Source organism: Candidatus Parcubacteria bacterium, from assembly GCA_023131895.1.
In the GTDB taxonomy this organism is placed as follows: Bacteria; Patescibacteriota; Minisyncoccia; order Minisyncoccales; family JAGMDC01; genus JAGLYZ01.
In genome coordinates, this window is sequence record JAGLYZ010000002.1 from 275,917 (window position 1) to 292,293 (window position 16,377).

The window sequence follows — 16,377 nt, forward strand, 5'->3', positions numbered from 1 at the left end:
TCTGTTTCTTTTCCTCTACTATAATAATTTTCTTCTTTTGCGATAGTCGTCTTTTCCTTTTTCTATAAAAATATCTACAATTTCTATTCGTTTCTCTTTTGAGAAAAGAGCAAACAAAATACGCCACCGGCCGATGCGGAGGCGATAACCAAACTCAGTATCTTGAATTTTTCTAACTTGTGGATGTTCAAAAATATCTACTGAAAGTTTTTTGAATTCGTTATAAAATTTCTGTTTTAAATTATTCGGCAATCTATTGAATTCTCTTTCTGCCCGTTTTGTTAATTGAACTTCAAACATTATGATTTTAAGCTATATTTTCTTTTCAATTCTTTTAAGCTAATCATTTTTTCTCCACGACTTTCTTTAAAGGCCTTATTAAACCTGATCATATCCTCAAAATCCTCAAGCATTTCTTCTATCTCTTCCCACTTTTTCAAAGGCAAAATCACCATTGGTTCTTTGCCAATTTTTATAGTGTTTTTTTCTTTTATTATTGTTGTAGTCATCATTTTTATTATAATACACGAAGTGTAATATATCAAGACTTGTCTTGCTATATCTTTTTCAAATGAAAAGTCAAATAAAACAAATTAAATTTACTCATTTTGTGATATTACTTCCTCTTCCTCTTCCTCTTCCTCTTCCTCTTTTCGCTTTTCTAAAAAGTCCTTGAAAAAATCCATTAAGATTGCGGCTAATGGCACAGCCAAAATGGCTCCTAACGGTCCCCAAAATTTTCCGCCAATGAAAAGGGCTATTATAACCAAGAGAGGTGAAACTTTGATAACTTTTTTTGAAAGAACTGGCAAAAGAATACTATTCTCAATAAGCTGAATAAGGCCGAAAGCTATTAAAACAAAAATCGCTTTTGCGATATTATCCATAGAAATTATAAAGAAGGCGATAATAGCGGCAAAAAATGGTCCAATTATAGGAACAAAATCAAAAATACCGGCAATTAAAGCTAAAGAAACAGCATACTCTACATTAAGAAAATAGAAAGCAATATATGAACTTATTCCGACAAAGGCAACTCCGATAATGCGCATTAAAAACCAGCCAGTAATTTTTTTCTGTGATTTTATCCAGGCATTAAGCAAATAATCCTCATATTTTTTGGGGAAGAAAAGAGTTAATCCTTTTTCTATATTCTTCCTTTCTAAAGAAAGAAAAATAGCAATAGTAATAATAAAAACAGCGCTAAAAATACCGCCAAAGAACACAAAAATAGCGCTAAAAACATTTCCACCCAATTGTTCTAAATTTCCTTGAATTTTACTTAAAAATGTTTCCAAATCTTTAAATGATTCAAGGCCTATCTTTTCAAAAAAAGGAGATATTTTTCCAAAGTATTCTGGAAATACCTGTGGAAAATATTCTGAAAAATATTGAACTTCAGCAATAAAATAAGGAGCTGAAAGATAAATACAAATGCTTAAAATGCCAAAAATTGAAAGATAAATAAAAGTAATTGCTAAAAAACGAGGGACTCTTCTTCTGCCAAACCATTTAATGGCTGGCTCAAAAAGCATTGCAATAACAAAAGCAAAAGCAAACAAAACTAAAAATTCGCTAATTGAATATAAAAAATAAAAAATTATACCAGCTACAGCAATTTTTAAAATTGTTGCCCAGCTAATATCTAATATTTTCTCATTAGTCATAAAAAATATCTTTAGCTACTTTTAGAATATCATTTTTTATAATATAATCAACTATTTATTGAACCGATTCAAAACTTACATTTGTTTCTATTAAAAAACCAGGAAATTTTTCTGTAGCAAAATTTATTAGCTGAAAATCTTTTTGATTCATATCCTCAAAAAGATTGCCTACAATTATTGCTCTTGTCCTGCCAACGATTTTGCCATTTTTAACATATAGCACTTGCGGGGAGGGCAAGGAATAATCACCGCTCACCGGACTTTGGGTATGCAGACCCAAGACATTAAAAACCATAATTCCTTCGTCAATTATATTAAAACATTTCTCAAAAGAGATTTCTTTTCCAGATTTTAGTAAAGGTATTGCTTGGCTGCTAAAAATGGCTGTTGGCTTACTTTTCTGTAATTTAGCATATTTTAAGTCCAAAATCGGGGTTTCTAATTTGCCGTTTTTTATAAAATCAGTTGGCTGGCTGTTCACACCTTCCCCGGTAAATTTGTAAGAACCAACATCAAAATCAATAGTAGGGTCATATTTCAAACTTAAATCTCTTCTTAAAATTTGCTTCTTATTTTTGAAATTATTTATAGAAAAGCAACTTTGTTTGTTATAAACCGAAGAACCGTCCAAATTACTAATAATAAAATGATAAAATATATCTTTGGAAACCCAAGGCGCCAAGAGACATAGCATTTTTTTATCTTTTGGTTTAACTTTGCGACTCTTTGTCAACTCAAAATAAAATTGCTCAATAAATCTTCTTTTTTCGTCAATTTTATTTTTTTTAGGAACTTTTCTTAAGCTATCTTCAAGAACGATTGTATCTTCATAGGTAGAGGCATAACCGCATAAGGTTGACTTTTCTGATTCAAACAAGCCATTAGAAGTAAAAACCACATTTTCTATATTTATAGCATAAGCAGAAATTTCCTTTACTTTTGTCTTTATTCTATCCTGCCATTTTTTTAACTTTAATACCAAATCTAGTAGTATCTTTTCTTTACCTTCAATAATGTCATCTACATTTTTATCGTATAATTTGACATTAGGATATTTTTGAGGAGGAAGAAAATTCGCCATAGCCGGGTCTTTATAGCTTAAAAATTTTAGCTCCCGCAAAAATTTTTCAAAACGATATAAGGTTTCATCATCTAAATTAGCCGAACTGATTAGGCCATTTTGCCATTGAACAAGACAATCACCTGAAATTTCTGAAGAAAGAGTGATGGGATTATACACGCCGGCTATTTCCTCGTTAGTGACACCTATCTGACAACCCTTTGTTTTTGAAATAAAAACCCGATAATTTGAAATTATTTTTTTATTCTTAGCGTCTTCAAATTTTTTATAAAATTTTTGAGCAAACATAAAAAACTAATTGCCTCCGATTTTGACTTTTTTGTTGGCAGCAATAAAAATAAATTGATTGGCAATTTCAGAAACAGGAGCCCACTGTCCTGTCTTACCGCAAGTACCCGGAAAACCGTAAGTTTTTTTACCTAAAGCAAATTTTATTGAGCGAAGAGCATCTAAAGTTGTTCCGCTAAACGAAGCAGGTTTAAATAATTTAACCGAGTTTTCAGTAAATTCGTAAAGTGCATTCATACCAAGCATAAATGCTCCTTTTAGGGTATTAACTTGTCCTCCTCTGGTTCCTTGAAGAAAAAGAATTTTTCTTCCTTTTTTCAAAATATCAGATTTAACTAAAAAATTTTTGAGCTCTTGTATAGAAATGTCGGACAATTCTTTAGAAAATATTTTATCATCAATAACTTTTTCTACTTCTAAAATCGTGTTGCTCATTCGGGGTATAGGAATAGAACTATAAAATTCTGCTTTTGAACCACCTGTTAAAAGCGCTCCAATTTTTTCTGCTGTATAGACATCAGATATCGCTTCTTTCAAAATTCCTTTATCTACAATAGTTATTTTTTTTCTTTTTACGCCTTGAGAATCATAGGGATAAAAACCTCGTTCATTTTCTTGAGCATAATCGTAAATAGAAACCACAGAGTTAGCTACTTTTTTACCTTTTAATAATTTTCTATTTTTGCTTAGAATAGAACCTGCATAAAGTATATCGGATTCAGCAGCATGCCCAAATGCCTCGTGAATTAGGGTACCAGCTAATCGTGTATCTAAGAGTAAATCGTAACTTCCAGATTTATACACAGAAGCTTTAATTAATTTGGGCATCACTATAGATAATTTTTTGATTTCTTTTATCAGCTTTTGCCGACTTTCTCTACCTAACAGTATTTCATAACTTTTACCGCCTATACTTGCACCTCTCTGGATGGTTTCTCCCTTTTCCTTATAGGTTAAGATACTACCCAAAACACTGCGAGGAATTTGAAAACTTACATCTGTTCCGTCAGACCTGGTTATTCTCCATATTTCTTCAGCTATATTAAATGAACTGTTAGCTTTTACTAGAAGGAACTCTTTTGCTTCTTTGTTTATATCAATTAGTATTTTTTTAATTTCTTCTAATTTAATTTTCTCAAAAGAATATTTTGTCTTAGGAACTATAATATCTCTTGTCGGTTTTAGTTTGAAAATTTCTTTATTTGTAGCAAATTTTAATTTTTCTGCCTTTTTCGCTGAAGAAATAATTTGTTTTAAAAGTTTAATAACCTCATTTTTATTGCGAATATCGTCTATTGACCCAAAGGCATTATGACCACTCTTGGTAAAAACACGCATACCTATGCCTAATAAACAATCTTTTCTCGCCTGTTCTAATTTATTATCTATCACATTCACAGATTTTGTTTTTTGTTCTTGAATGCGCGCAATTAAATAACAATCGCTTTTTAAAGCGATTTGATGAAGATTTTTTAATAAAGAAGAATATTCAGATAAAAGTTCTTTCATAAAAATAGTTTGTCGGTATCAAATAGCGACAGCAAATTTCTTATTTATTACCTCAACAATTTGATTAATCTTTACTCTTTCCTGCTTCATTGTGTCGCGGTCGCGGAGAGTAACTGCGTTATCCTCCAAGGTCTCAAAGTCCACTGTAACTGCAAAAGGAACACCAATCTCATCAACTCTTCGGTACCGGCGACCTATAGAACCAACCTCATCGTATTGGCAGGTAAAATTGGTTTTTAACAATTTATAAACTTCTTTAGCTTTTTTTACCAGCTTCTGCTTGTTTTTTACTAAAGGCAAAACTGCTGCTTTAATTGGAGCTAACCGCTTATCTAATTTCAAAACTGATTCAACTTCTTTTACTGCCTTGGTTGTTTCTGTTCTTCCGCCTTTTACTTCTGTATAAGCATCGCAAAGAAAAGCTAATAAAATCCGCTCTACTCCTACTGATGTTTCAATAATATGAGGAATGTATTTTTTGCCATTCGCTTCGTCAAAATAAGATAAATCTTCCTTACTGTGTTTCGCGTGATTGGATAAATCAAAATCACCTCTATTATGAACCCCTTCAATTTCCTTCCAGCCCGCTTCGCCGCCCGGCGAGCCGAATGGAAAATGATATTCAATATCTATTTGTCGTTTAGCATAATGAGCTCGTTCTTTTTTAGGAATTTCTACGGCTCTCAAGTTCTCTTTTTTTATCCCTAAATTTAAATACCATTTTAAGCGCTTTTCTTTCCAATAATTAAACCAATCATCTGCCTTAGATGATTCAGAGAACCACTGCATTTCCATTTGTTCAAATTCACGAAGACGAAAAATATAATTGCCAGGCGTAATTTCATTTCTGAATGCCTTGCCGATCTGGGCAATACCAAAAGGAATTTTCATTCTCATTGAATTTAAAACATTTAAAAAATTAACATAAATCCCCTGACAGGTCTCCGGCCTTAAATAAGTTTTAGCTGCTTCATTCTCAACAGGCCCTACAAATGTCTTCATCATTAGGTTAAATTTCTTTGGTTTAGTTAATTCTCCCCTGCATTCCGGACATTTTTCCCGCATACTGCGGGATTTTGTTTCTATTTCATCTAACTTAAATCGCTTATGGCATTTTTTACATTCAACTAATTCATCAGCAAAACCAGCAGCTAAATGACCAGATGCCTGCCAAACTTTTGGCGACATTAGAATACCAGCATCTAATCCCGTAATATTATCATGGAGTTTTGTCATTTCATCCCACCAGAGATTTTTAATATTTCTTTTGAGTCCTACTCCCAAAGGTCCGAAATCATAACAGCTTGAAAAACCGCCATAGATTTCAGAACTGGGAAAGACAAATCCCCGCCTTTTGCAAAGAGAAATAATTTTATTTATTAAATTATCCATATTTATATAGTATTTTTGCGAAGAAAACCTATTTTTAAAATAGGATGGTGAGGATTTCTTGCTTTCCGAGACCCCGCCTTGGCGGGGAGGAAAGAAAGAAATTCGAGCGATCCTATTGAACAATGCCTTGTTCGTCAGTAATGGTTTCATCATCAGGCAGGGTTGTATCTATGTTTTCATCATTGCTCTCTAATAATTCTTCTGTCCAAGTATCTTCAGCAAAAATCAAAACTTCCTTAATAATTTCTGGTGTTTGTCCTGTTTGATGAATACTTGGCGTAAAAGCAATCTGGAAAGCCAAACTCATACTAACAGCAGAAACATCAGAATCTAAAATACCTATTTCTGCTCCTAAATTTTCTATATTCCAAACAATTTCTCTAGAATCAGAGTCAAAAGAAAATTTTTCTTTTTGTTGTTCTGGAAAAATCTTACTAGTAAGGCTTACTTCTTTTGGCAAAACTGCTTTAACTCTTACATTTTTGATATCATTGTAATAATTCTTAATTTGCCAGATTATAGTATAAGTGATAGTTTTACCAACTTCTGGAGGAATTGGTCCGGAATTCCCAAAGACCTCGTCTTGGAAATATCCTTTTTGTTCAACAACTAACTTTGAATTCACTTTAGTTATAAATTCTTCCCGAGCTTGTTGAGCTAAATAAATTTTATTTTTTATTGTCAAATTTTTATCTCCTGAATTGTCCATTTGCCAGTCATCTTTCAAATTTATCCAGAACTCAACCCTGCCCTCTTCTTGAGAATCTAAAAACTGGAGCTTTGAAACTTTTTTCCAGTCAAAAATAATTGAATTGTCTCCAGGCCCAAAATTACCATCAAATGTTTTAATGCTATTAAGATCAAACAGCTTTCCTTCCAGCTTTGTTACTAAAGAAAGATTAGTTAGCGCCTTTTCCCCGATATTCCTAAAAAAAATCTCATAATGCAGCAAATCCCCTGCATTAGCAACATATTGCGGATTGCTATTAATCTGTTGTGAGATATAAAGCGATGGTTCAATAATTTCAACGCCTTTGGACGCTTGTTTTAACAACACAAATTCCCCTTCTTGCCAAACACCAAATTCAGCTTGAAAAATTTTCTTTTCTCCAACATTGCCGGAAAGCTTGCCTGTAATCTCAATCCTGCCTCCCTCTGATTTATCTAAAAGATTGATTGACCAATCTGTATTTTCTAAAGCAGAAGGAGAAGACTTTATGAACTCAAAACCAAAAGGATATTCAACTTTTATGCCTAAATCAGAAAGAGGATAGTCAATATAAGAAAAATAATTCAAATGAAATTTAATTTCTTTGCCTTCCTGGATTCTTGAAGGAAAATCAAACTCAAAAGTCAAAGGGACCTTTTCAATAATAGAAGTAAAAGTGGTTTTTGATTCATATCGTGATTCTAAATTCTTGGGCCTGTAGGTCAGAACTGCCTTTGCCTGTTTTTTCTCGCCCTCTTTTCCTAAAAGCCGGGCTTTAAAACTGAATGTTTTCTCTTGACCAGGATAAATTGCCTCGCCTAATTTTTCAATCTCTATCTCGTCCCTCAAATGACCATCATCAGTTATTGAGTTTTCAGGGTATTCAAAAATAAGCTTTGGCTCTTCAACTCTTGTATTACCATTATTTTTATATTTAACAAGATACTCAATCTCTTCACCTGCTTCTACTTTTTCAGAACCCAATATTTCAAGCTTTATAATTTCTTTTGAATAAATATTTTTCTGATAATACCAAAAACCAGTTACTCCTATAAGAACACTCAAAAATATTAAAAATAATATCAATTTGTTTCTCATCTTTTTATCTTAACAGTTTTTCAGAAATTTTCCAAAACAAAAGAAAGATAATCTTCAGAAATTGTTTCTAATAACTCTTTATTTTTTTCTTCAACTTTTAACTTTGATAGAACAGACCAATCTTTTTGCAGAAAAAGCCGTAAAATTTTTATAACATCTGGCTTTATCTCTATTAATTTAGTCAAAGAATCCTCTTTTTTAATTTCCTGAGCGCAAACATTACAAACAATTCCCCCTTGCTCTGGACTGAAGTATAATTGAAATGGTTTTAATTCTTTTCCACAAGATGAACATTTATAAAACTCTGGCTGATATCCTAAAGCAGAAAGAAGATTCCAAAGAAAATAGTAGTATATAATTTCTAATTTCCAATTTCCAATTTTCATTGAATTTTCAATTTTCAATTTCTCAAAAACTTCTTTCAGTAATTCCCAAATTTTCTCGTCTTTTTCTTCATCTTTAACTAATTTATCCAAGACATCGCTAATTTGAAAAGCAGTTTTTAATTTTTCTAAATCTTTTCTTATATCTGGAAAGCTATTAATCAAAATAGTATCAGTCAAGGTTTTATAAGTTTTTCCTTGAATAAATTCAATTTCTGAAAGATAAAAAAGCCCTGCTCCGCCCCTTAGCTTTGATTTAATTTTTCTAATTGCTTTTCCTAAAATCTTTAACTTTCCAAAATCCTTTGTATAAACTACAAATAATTTATCTGATTCTCCTTGAGCAATCTCTGTTATAAAAAAACTTTTTGTCCTATAATGAACAGCCATAATTAAATTCTTCTAATTCCCAGCCAGAGTTCTTGGCCTTCTATTTTAAAAGTTTTCTCAATATCAAAAACTCTTTTTGGTCTGTCACCCTCTAAAAGGTCCTTAACTACAATCTCTTTTAAAATTGTCTTTTTATTTTTCTTTAAAATTTCACAGAGCTTTTCTTCCCCAGAATATCTAACAAACACCCGGTGTTTGGGCTTATAACCAGCTTTTTTACGCATTTCTTGAATATTTCGAATAATCTCCCTGATTATTCCTTCTTCTCTTAACTTCGGCGTAATTTTAGTATCTAATTTAAAGGTTTTATCAAAGGTAATTTTTTTCACATTTACTTCATCTTTAATCAATCCTAATAATTCTTTATTCCTTTTTAGCTTTTCATTTTTACTTTTTACTTCGAGCAAAGCGAGCGGCTGACGGACTTTTATTCCTGCCTTTGCTCGTTGAGCCAATCCCTTTGCTACAATTTCCCGCACTATTTTCATTTTTTCTTCTAATTTCTTATCAATTGCCTTCTTATCTGGTTTTGGCCAATCTTCTAAATGAACAGATTTATTTTTCGAAGAATTTTGGCATATTTCTTCTGAAATAAATGGAACAAACGGGGCTGTCAACTTAGCTAAGCTAAGAAGAACAAATCCCAAAGTTTGCGACGCTTCTTGAAAATCTTTTTTTGTTTTGGGGTTCTGAAATCTCTTCCTAGATCTTCTCACATACCATAAAGATAAATCGTTGATAACAAAATCCTCTATATCTCTGGCCGCTGAAGTAATATCGTAATTATCTATCTTTTCAGAAACCCCTGAAATTAATTCATTTAATCTGGAAATTATCCATCTATCTAACAAGTTTTGAGCTTTGCGTTGTGGCTTTGCACTTTGAATTTTGAGCTTTGAGTTTTCTTTTGGAACATATGTTTCAAAAAAGGTATATACATTATAGTAAGTAAGAATAAATTTCTTTAATGCCTTATCTACATCTTTTTCTGTAAATAGTTTGGAATCGCCTGGCTGATTTATAGTATAAAAATACCAGCGAGCAGCATCTGAACCATATTTTTCAATTATATGCCAGGGATCAACCACATTGCCCTTGGACTTTGACATTTTTTCTCCCTTTTCGTCTAAAACATGGCCTAAAGAAATAACATTTTTATAAGGAGTGCCAAAATCTAATAAAGTTGAGATTGCCAACATGGTATAAAACCAGCCTCTTGTTTGATCAATTGCTTCGCAAATATAATCAGCTGGAAATTGATTTTTAAATTTTTCTTGCTCAAAAGGGTAATGATACTGGGCAAACGGCATTGCGCCAGAATCAAACCAGCAATCAATCACTTCTGGAACTCGCTTCATTAAATTATTACATTTAGGACACTCAAATTTTACTTCATCAATATATGGTTTGTGAAAATCCAATTCTTGATTTTCTTTATTATAAGGAAAAAGCTTAAATTCTAATCTCCTTAATTCTCCAACATCCATACTTCTATCTTGCCAGTGTTGTGTAATTTCTTGTTGAGAAAATCCTTTAACAATACTTTCCGCCATTAAGATTGGACCGCCATGGCTAACAATTAAAATATTCTTATTTTTGTATTTTTTATCTACTTCTTTTAGAAAATCGTAGACTCGCTTTTTAACATCTGTGTAGCTTTCTCCTTTAAACGGCCTTTTGTCAAATTTATCTATTTTCCCTTCAAATAATTTACGGTACTCTTTAATATTTTTACCATCAAAAATACCAATATTTACTTCTATTAAACGTTTATCATATTTTACTTTCTTTCCAATTTCTTTTGAAATAATTTCAGCTGTTTGCTTAGTTCTTAAAAAATCAGAAGAGAATATTAAATCTATTTTTTCTTTTTTTAACTCTTGCACTGCTTTTTTAATTTGCTCCCTGCCTTTTTTAGTCAAAGGACAGCCAGCTCCCTTATTTTTATAAGAAAGAATATGCTTTTTGAAGCACTCTGATTCTCCATGTCTTAAAATAAAATATTTATTAGTGCTGAATTTCTGTTTTAATAAATCATCTTTGCTTCCGATAATTTCTTGATAACCGCATTTTTTACACTGCCAAATAGGCAATGGAGTTCCCCAATATCTTTCTCTGGAGATAGCCCAATCCTTTAATCCTCTCAACCATTCGCCGAACCTGCCCTGCTTTAAATGCTTAGGAACCCAGTTTATCTTTTCGTTATTTTTAATCAAATCTCTCTTAACTTTTGTCATTTTAATAAACCAACTCTTCTGGGCATAGTAGATTAAAGGCGTCTTGCATCTCCAGCAAAAAGGATAGTCATGTTCATACAGTTCTTCTTTAAAAAGCAGCTTTCTCTTTTTTAAATCTTCAATAATCAGCGGATCAGCCTTTTTTACAAACAAATTATTCCACTTATATCCTGAAGTCATCATCTTGCCCTGCTCATCTACCGTAATCAAAACAGGAAGATTGTTTTCTTTGCTAACGTTCATATCATCCTCACCAAATGCTGGCGCAATATGAACCAATCCTGTGCCATCCTCTGTTGTTACAAAATCTCCAGCAACTATCTTATAAATGTTTGGAATTTGGAATTTATACAAGGGTTTGTATTTAAGGCCGATTAAATCTTTTCCTTTAAATTCCTCTATAACTTCGCCTTCTATGCCAGATTCTTTTATTCTGTTTTTCGCCAAAATCAAAAATTCATTATTAACTTTTACCTTAGCATAAATAAACTTCGGGTTGACTGCTACTGCTGCATTACCAGGCAAAGTCCATGGCGTTGTAGTCCAAACAAGCAAATATGTATTTTTCTGCCCTTTGATAGAAAACTTTACATAAATTGAGTTTTCTTTGACTTTCTTGTATCCTTGCGCCACTTCATGGGAAGATAAAGATGTTCCGCATCTGGGACAGTATGGCACAACTTTATAATCCTTATATAAAAGTTTTTTCTGCCATATCTGTTTTAAGAGCCACCAAACGGTTTCAATATAATCGGTTTCGTAAGTAATATAAGGATTTTTCATATCCAGCCAATAACCAATTTTCTCTGTTAAATCTTCCCAGTCCTTTTTATACTGCCAGACAGATTCCTGGCATTTTTGATTAAATTTTATAATTCCAAATTTCTCAATATCTTTCTTGCTTCTTAGCCCTAATTTTTTCTCAACCTCCAATTCAACTGGCAGACCATGCGTATCCCAGCCAGATTTTCTGATTACCTTAAAGCCATTCATTGTCTTATAACGGCAAATCATATCTTTAAATACTCTTGCTTCAAGATGATGAATACCCGGCTTGCCATTGGCAGTAGGCGGCCCTTCATAAAAAACAAAATTGGGCGCTTTTTTTCGCTGCTCAATTGATTTTTCAAAAATCCTGTTTTCTTTCCAGAATTTTATAATCTTTTTTTCTAACTTAGAAAATTCAACTAACATATTTACATTTTTTTTGGCGCGGAAATGCCCATTAAATCAAGAGCATTTTTTAAAACGATTTTAACCGCCTCAATTAAAGCTAAACGGCTTTGGAAAAGCGCTTTGTCTTCTGTAATAACTTTGCAATCGCGATAAAACTGATGAAAAACATTTGCTAAATCAAAAGCGTATTGAGGAATTCTCTGAACCTGATAATCTTTAGTAGTATCCTCTATAATCTCTGGAAATCTAATAAGCTGTTTAATAAGTTTTAATTCAGTTGGATGATTTAATACTTTTAAGTTTTGCTTGCCCGCCGAAGCTTTAGCGAAGGCGGGAGTTTCGTATTTTGACTTTGCGAGGATACTGTGTATCCGAGCATAGGCGTATTGTATATAATAAACCGGATTTTTCTCTGACTGTTCTCTAGCTAATGCTATGTCAAAATTCAAATGTGTATTTATAGATTTTTGCAGAAAAAAGAACCTCATTACATCAGAACCAACTTCATCAAGCAACTCATCAATAGTAAAATAAACTCCTTTTCTTTTTGACATTCTCTGTTTTTCCCCTTTTCTTAAAATAGTTACAAACTGATGTAGAATAATTTCCAGTTTATCTTTATGTCCTAAAGCTTCTATTCCAGCTTTTAGTCCTGGAATATCTCCATAATGGTCAGTTCCCCAAACATTTATCACTTTAGTAAATTTTTTCTTTTCAAATTTATATCTATGATAGGCGATATCTCCAGCTAAATATGTTTTAGAACCATCTTGTTTAACTAACACCCTATCTCTATTATCACCATACTTTGAGGATTTAAACCATAAAGCTCCATCTTTTTTATAAACCAGCTTTTTCTTTTTTAAAAACTCTATTATTTCATCAACTTTTCCTGATTTATAAAGCCGGCTTTCAAAAAACCATTCATCATATTTAATACCCATTTTCCGAACTGTTTTTTTAATCATTTCATCTATAATAATCTTTGCTGATTTTTGTCCAGCTTTATATGGATCTTTTTCTTTTATTTGTTTATGAAGCTTATCTATATATTCTCCCTTATAAACTGCTTCTTTATCTTTTAAAACAGAATGGCCAAGAGCTAAAATCTGTTTTCCAAAATCATTGATATAGTATGCTTTTTCTATTTTAAATCCTGATTTTTTTAAAACATTTGCTAAAACATCGCCGAACGGTCCTCCTCTGGCATTACCAATAGTTAAAGGACCAGTAGGATTTGCTGAAATAAACTCTATTTGGATTTTTTTATTTTTACCAATATTTAAATCTCCGAATTTTTCTCTTTTCTTTAAAATTTCTTTAACTTGTTTCTGCAAATATTCTTTAGAAATAAAAAAATTGACAAACCCGGGCTTTACAATCTCAACTTTCTCTAAAAACTCTGGATCAATAATCAATAAGTGATTATTAATAATTTTTGCTATTTCCATTGGATCTTTCTTAAGGGTTTTACTAATCTGCATAGCGATATTTGTGGAATAATCGCCATATTTTTCCTGTTCCGGATGCTCAATAGAAAAATCAATCCTATCTATAGAAAATTTTGCTTTAAAACATGCCTTTTCAACTATATTTTTTATATCCTCTCTAATCATATTTATTATTTAACTTTACCCTATTTCTCCACAAAAAAAAAGAGGGTGAAAAGAAACACCCCATAACTTTTTATTTTTTGATTTTTAGTTTTGAAAGAGCTCCGATAATACTTTGTTAACTTCTCTGCCCTCTTCTGTTTCCGTATATTGAAAGACCATTTTAGAAATTCTCTCTTGAATATCTGAATCCTGAAAATACTTATCTGAAAGAACATTTTTAAGCCACGCTGCCGCTCTAAAAATATGATAAGATTCTCTGGTGCTTAAAGATAAAACTTCTTTCACTTTTTGTAAAACATCCCAGATTTCTGTATTCCAAATCTCATCGCTTTTTCCTTGCTCTTTCATTTTTTCATATACCAACATAACTGCATCAAATGGCAATCTTATTTGTTCTTTCATTTTTACCTCCTATTTTTAGGATATTCCCTAAACTTAAATTTGTCAACCGACTTTAAAGTTGTTAAACTAAAATTGATGAGTATTCTTGCTCAAAATAAAAAAGCATATTTTGATTATGAAATTTTAGAAACCTATGAAGCAGGGATTGTTTTGATTGGCCAAGAAGTAAAAGCAATTAAAACCGGCCATGTCAGCTTGAAGGGTTCTTATGTCGTAATTAAAAACCAGGAAATGTTTTTAATTGGAGCTAATATTCCGCCATATCAGCCGAAAAACGCGCCATCTAATTATAGTCCAGAACGTTCCAGAAAACTGCTTTTAAAAAAATCAGAAATCAAATCTTTAATCGGCAAATCCAAGCAAAAGGGCTTGACTTTAATGCCTTTAAAGATGTATACTAAGAGAGGAAAAATAAAATTATTGTTTGGATTGGCAAAAGGCAAGAAAGAATATGACAAAAGAGAGAAAATAAAAAAAAGAGAGTTTGAAATAGAAAAAGAAAGAATTATTAGAGAAAAAATCTAAGATGGGAGTGTCAGGTCTCGACAGAAATTTGAGTTAAAATATGCAAGTCGAGTTTTCTCAAATCTCGCAAAACTTTGAGAAAAAAATAAGTGTCAACTTATTTTCTAAAGCTAAAACGGCTCTCGTTAACGCCATTGGCGAATATCCGAGTGTTCCGACTTTAGCTCCTGCTTACGTTTAATCGTAAGTCATCTGATTGTTGATTCTCGCTGGGCAAAATCAGGTGTTATATTTAGCGAGATACTCAGTTCTCTTGTCTCAAAGGACTGGGAAAAATATAGAGGCTAAGAATATTGAAATTTTGTTCATTTTTTATTTAGTATTCCGAAAAAACAAAATGGACTAAATTTGTAGAAATATTTTGGCAAAATTTCTGGACAGGGCTTCGATGCCCTCACTTCCACATAAAATAATTTGTTTAAAAGAGCTTTAGTCAACAATAGAATATGGGCAAAGGAAGTAAGAGTGATTGATGAGACAGGAAAGAATTTAGGAGTTTTGAAATTGAATGAAGCGCTCCAAATAGCTCGGGAGCGCAATTTAGATTTAATACAAATTACAGAAAAGCTAGATACGCCTGTTTGCAAAATAATGGATTACGGAAAGTACGAATATTCAGAAAAAAAACAGGAAAAAAAATCAGCTCAAAAACAAAAAAGCGGAGAAATGAAAGGGATAAAACTGGGATTTAATATCTCTCCTCATGATTTAGAAATACGAGCCAAGCAAGCGGAGAAATTTTTAAAACAAGGGAATAGGGTCAGAATAGAAATGCGTCTGCGAGGAAGAGAAAAAGCTCTGCAAGGTTTTGCCAGAGAGAAAATCAATAAGTTTACAGAAACATTAGGAAATCTTATCCCATACAAGATAGAAAAGGAATTAAAAAAAGAACCAAGAGGACTAACAATGATAATTGCTAAACAATAATTCTATGAAAACAAGAAAATCTATTACAAAAAGGTTTAAAATTACTAAAACTGGGAAGATTCTACGGAGGCCGTGCGGGCAAGACCATCAGCTGGCAAAAAAAAGCGGTAATAAAAGAAGACAATCCAGAAAATGGGTTTTGGTTTCTAAATGGGAAACAAAAAAGATAAAAAAATTATTAGGAGCATAAAAAAATGTAGAAAACAATTATGGTTAGAGTAAAAAGAGGAACAACTGCGCATAAACGCAGAAAAAATATATTAAAGCATGCTAAGGGTTTTAAATGGGGAAGAAAATCAAAATATAAGGCAGCCAAAGATGCATTGGCTCATGCATGGTCTTATGCTTATAGAGACAGAAGAACTAAAAAAAGAAATTTCAGGCGGCTTTGGCAGATTCAAATTAATGCTGCCTGCCGCGAACAAGGAATTTCTTACAGCAAATTCATTGCCGGTTTGAAAAAGAATAAAATTGAATTAGATAGAAAAATCTTGTCAGAATTAGCTAAAAAAAATCCTGAAGTTTTCAAAAAAATTGTTGAGAAAGTAAAATCGTAAAATCCGCGTTTTTAAATAAAAAAAGAGGCTCGACTGAATAACTCATCGAGCTTTTTTATTTTTTTAAATGATAAGTAAAACTACTTATATACTCATTACCTGTATCTATTAATACTTTTCCATTATTTGTTAACTGTCTGTTACCGTTGTTTACTTCTACTGTAGCACTTTGGAAATGAAATGAACCAGTGTGGTCCGGTCTTAGTTCTTTTATCATTCCTTTATCTGTTATCATTTTTTTTGTAGGTATGAACACAATATCTATGTCTTCTATCTCTGTACCAACAGGTAACTTATATATATCTACTAAATATCCTTTTTTGTCCAATTTTACCCCCCCTTATTCTTTTTTTAAATTACAATTTTCTTTTCTTTATTATAACAGACTTTAGTCTGATATATCAAATCTTTTCTTTATTA

The 16,377-nt window shown here is 31.9% G+C and carries 16 protein-coding genes and 1 other RNA gene; 5 read left to right on the plus strand and 12 right to left on the minus strand.

Annotation, left to right across the window (positions count from 1 at the left end):
- Nucleotides 1-18: 18 nt before the first annotated feature.
- The 11 genes from KAT95_02295 to KAT95_02345 all read right to left on the minus strand — a co-directional run bounded on the left by KAT95_02295 (nucleotide 19) and on the right by KAT95_02345 (nucleotide 13,948).
- The gene (locus KAT95_02295) at nucleotides 19-300 is read right to left on the minus strand and encodes a type II toxin-antitoxin system RelE/ParE family toxin (GenBank protein ID MCK4520677.1); all 282 of its coding nucleotides are present in this window, start codon (nucleotides 298-300) and stop codon (nucleotides 19-21) included.
- Nucleotides 300-509: a hypothetical protein gene (locus KAT95_02300; protein ID MCK4520678.1), complete on the minus strand. Its 210-nt coding sequence runs from the start codon at nucleotides 507-509 to the stop codon at nucleotides 300-302. Before KAT95_02300 ends, KAT95_02295 begins: the two co-directional genes overlap by 1 nt.
- Before the next feature lie 90 nt (nucleotides 510-599).
- Nucleotides 600-1,667, minus strand: a complete 1,068-nt coding sequence (locus KAT95_02305) for an AI-2E family transporter (protein ID MCK4520679.1) — start codon at nucleotides 1,665-1,667, stop codon at nucleotides 600-602.
- 55 nt (nucleotides 1,668-1,722) lie between these two features.
- Nucleotides 1,723-3,036 (minus strand): hypothetical protein, encoded by a 1,314-nt coding sequence (locus KAT95_02310; protein MCK4520680.1) that lies wholly within the window; start codon nucleotides 3,034-3,036, stop codon nucleotides 1,723-1,725.
- Between the two features lie 6 nt (nucleotides 3,037-3,042).
- The gene (locus KAT95_02315) at nucleotides 3,043-4,545 is read right to left on the minus strand and encodes a TldD/PmbA family protein (GenBank protein MCK4520681.1); all 1,503 of its coding nucleotides are present in this window, start codon (nucleotides 4,543-4,545) and stop codon (nucleotides 3,043-3,045) included.
- 18 nt (nucleotides 4,546-4,563) lie between these two features.
- Nucleotides 4,564-5,937, minus strand: a complete 1,374-nt coding sequence (locus KAT95_02320; protein ID MCK4520682.1) for a glycine--tRNA ligase — start codon at nucleotides 5,935-5,937, stop codon at nucleotides 4,564-4,566.
- Between the two features lie 112 nt (nucleotides 5,938-6,049).
- Nucleotides 6,050-7,744 carry a hypothetical protein gene (locus tag KAT95_02325; protein ID MCK4520683.1) on the minus strand — a complete coding sequence of 565 codons (1,695 nt, stop codon included), beginning with the start codon at nucleotides 7,742-7,744 and terminating at the stop codon, nucleotides 6,050-6,052.
- Between the two features lie 20 nt (nucleotides 7,745-7,764).
- Complete coding sequence (gene recO, locus KAT95_02330) at nucleotides 7,765-8,517, minus strand: DNA repair protein RecO (GenBank protein MCK4520684.1); 753 nt, start codon at nucleotides 8,515-8,517, stop codon at nucleotides 7,765-7,767.
- 2 nt (nucleotides 8,518-8,519) lie between these two features.
- Nucleotides 8,520-11,948 carry a class I tRNA ligase family protein gene (locus KAT95_02335; GenBank protein ID MCK4520685.1) on the minus strand — a complete coding sequence of 1,143 codons (3,429 nt, stop codon included), beginning with the start codon at nucleotides 11,946-11,948 and terminating at the stop codon, nucleotides 8,520-8,522.
- A gap of 2 nt (nucleotides 11,949-11,950) precedes the next feature.
- Nucleotides 11,951-13,546, minus strand: coding sequence for an arginine--tRNA ligase (locus KAT95_02340; GenBank protein MCK4520686.1), 1,596 nt, complete (start codon nucleotides 13,544-13,546; stop codon nucleotides 11,951-11,953).
- A gap of 84 nt (nucleotides 13,547-13,630) precedes the next feature.
- Complete coding sequence (locus tag KAT95_02345; protein ID MCK4520687.1) at nucleotides 13,631-13,948, minus strand: hypothetical protein; 318 nt, start codon at nucleotides 13,946-13,948, stop codon at nucleotides 13,631-13,633.
- 75 nt (nucleotides 13,949-14,023) lie between these two features.
- Here KAT95_02345 and smpB point away from each other — a divergent pair, with 75 nt between their 5' ends.
- The 5 genes from smpB to rplT all read left to right on the plus strand — a co-directional run bounded on the left by smpB (nucleotide 14,024) and on the right by rplT (nucleotide 15,957).
- Entirely contained in the window at nucleotides 14,024-14,473 is a 450-nt protein-coding gene (gene smpB, locus KAT95_02350) for an SsrA-binding protein SmpB (protein MCK4520688.1), read from the plus strand.
- 3 nt (nucleotides 14,474-14,476) lie between these two features.
- Nucleotides 14,477-14,879, plus strand: a transfer-messenger RNA (tmRNA) gene (gene ssrA / locus KAT95_02355).
- A gap of 8 nt (nucleotides 14,880-14,887) precedes the next feature.
- Nucleotides 14,888-15,400: a translation initiation factor IF-3 gene (gene infC, locus KAT95_02360; protein MCK4520689.1), complete on the plus strand. Its 513-nt coding sequence runs from the start codon at nucleotides 14,888-14,890 to the stop codon at nucleotides 15,398-15,400.
- Between the two features lie 4 nt (nucleotides 15,401-15,404).
- Nucleotides 15,405-15,590: a 50S ribosomal protein L35 gene (gene rpmI / locus KAT95_02365; protein MCK4520690.1), complete on the plus strand. Its 186-nt coding sequence runs from the start codon at nucleotides 15,405-15,407 to the stop codon at nucleotides 15,588-15,590.
- A gap of 19 nt (nucleotides 15,591-15,609) precedes the next feature.
- On the plus strand, nucleotides 15,610-15,957 hold the full coding sequence (gene rplT, locus KAT95_02370; protein MCK4520691.1) for a 50S ribosomal protein L20: 348 nt from the start codon (nucleotides 15,610-15,612) through the stop codon (nucleotides 15,955-15,957).
- A 55-nt stretch (nucleotides 15,958-16,012) separates the two neighbouring features.
- On the opposite strand, the gene KAT95_02375 is transcribed toward rplT, so the two are convergent.
- Nucleotides 16,013-16,285, minus strand: a complete 273-nt coding sequence (locus tag KAT95_02375) for a hypothetical protein (GenBank protein MCK4520692.1) — start codon at nucleotides 16,283-16,285, stop codon at nucleotides 16,013-16,015.
- Nucleotides 16,286-16,377 lie beyond the last annotated feature (92 nt).

Coding starts and splice junctions, on each gene's coding strand:
- rpmI (MCK4520690.1), top strand. CDS start 15,405: ATGAAAACAAGAAAATCTATTACAAAAAGGTTTAAAATTACTAAAACT.
- KAT95_02300 (MCK4520678.1), bottom strand. CDS start 509: ATGACTACAACAATAATAAAAGAAAAAAACACTATAAAAATTGGCAAA.
- KAT95_02315 (MCK4520681.1), bottom strand. CDS start 4,545: ATGAAAGAACTTTTATCTGAATATTCTTCTTTATTAAAAAATCTTCAT.
- KAT95_02310 (MCK4520680.1), bottom strand. CDS start 3,036: ATGTTTGCTCAAAAATTTTATAAAAAATTTGAAGACGCTAAGAATAAA.
- KAT95_02305 (MCK4520679.1), bottom strand. CDS start 1,667: ATGACTAATGAGAAAATATTAGATATTAGCTGGGCAACAATTTTAAAA.
- recO (MCK4520684.1), bottom strand. CDS start 8,517: ATGGCTGTTCATTATAGGACAAAAAGTTTTTTTATAACAGAGATTGCT.
- smpB (MCK4520688.1), top strand. CDS start 14,024: ATGAGTATTCTTGCTCAAAATAAAAAAGCATATTTTGATTATGAAATT.
- KAT95_02335 (MCK4520685.1), bottom strand. CDS start 11,948: ATGTTAGTTGAATTTTCTAAGTTAGAAAAAAAGATTATAAAATTCTGG.
- KAT95_02325 (MCK4520683.1), bottom strand. CDS start 7,744: ATGAGAAACAAATTGATATTATTTTTAATATTTTTGAGTGTTCTTATA.
- KAT95_02295 (MCK4520677.1), bottom strand. CDS start 300: ATGTTTGAAGTTCAATTAACAAAACGGGCAGAAAGAGAATTCAATAGA.
- KAT95_02345 (MCK4520687.1), bottom strand. CDS start 13,948: ATGAAAGAACAAATAAGATTGCCATTTGATGCAGTTATGTTGGTATAT.
- rplT (MCK4520691.1), top strand. CDS start 15,610: ATGGTTAGAGTAAAAAGAGGAACAACTGCGCATAAACGCAGAAAAAAT.
- KAT95_02320 (MCK4520682.1), bottom strand. CDS start 5,937: ATGGATAATTTAATAAATAAAATTATTTCTCTTTGCAAAAGGCGGGGA.
- KAT95_02340 (MCK4520686.1), bottom strand. CDS start 13,546: ATGATTAGAGAGGATATAAAAAATATAGTTGAAAAGGCATGTTTTAAA.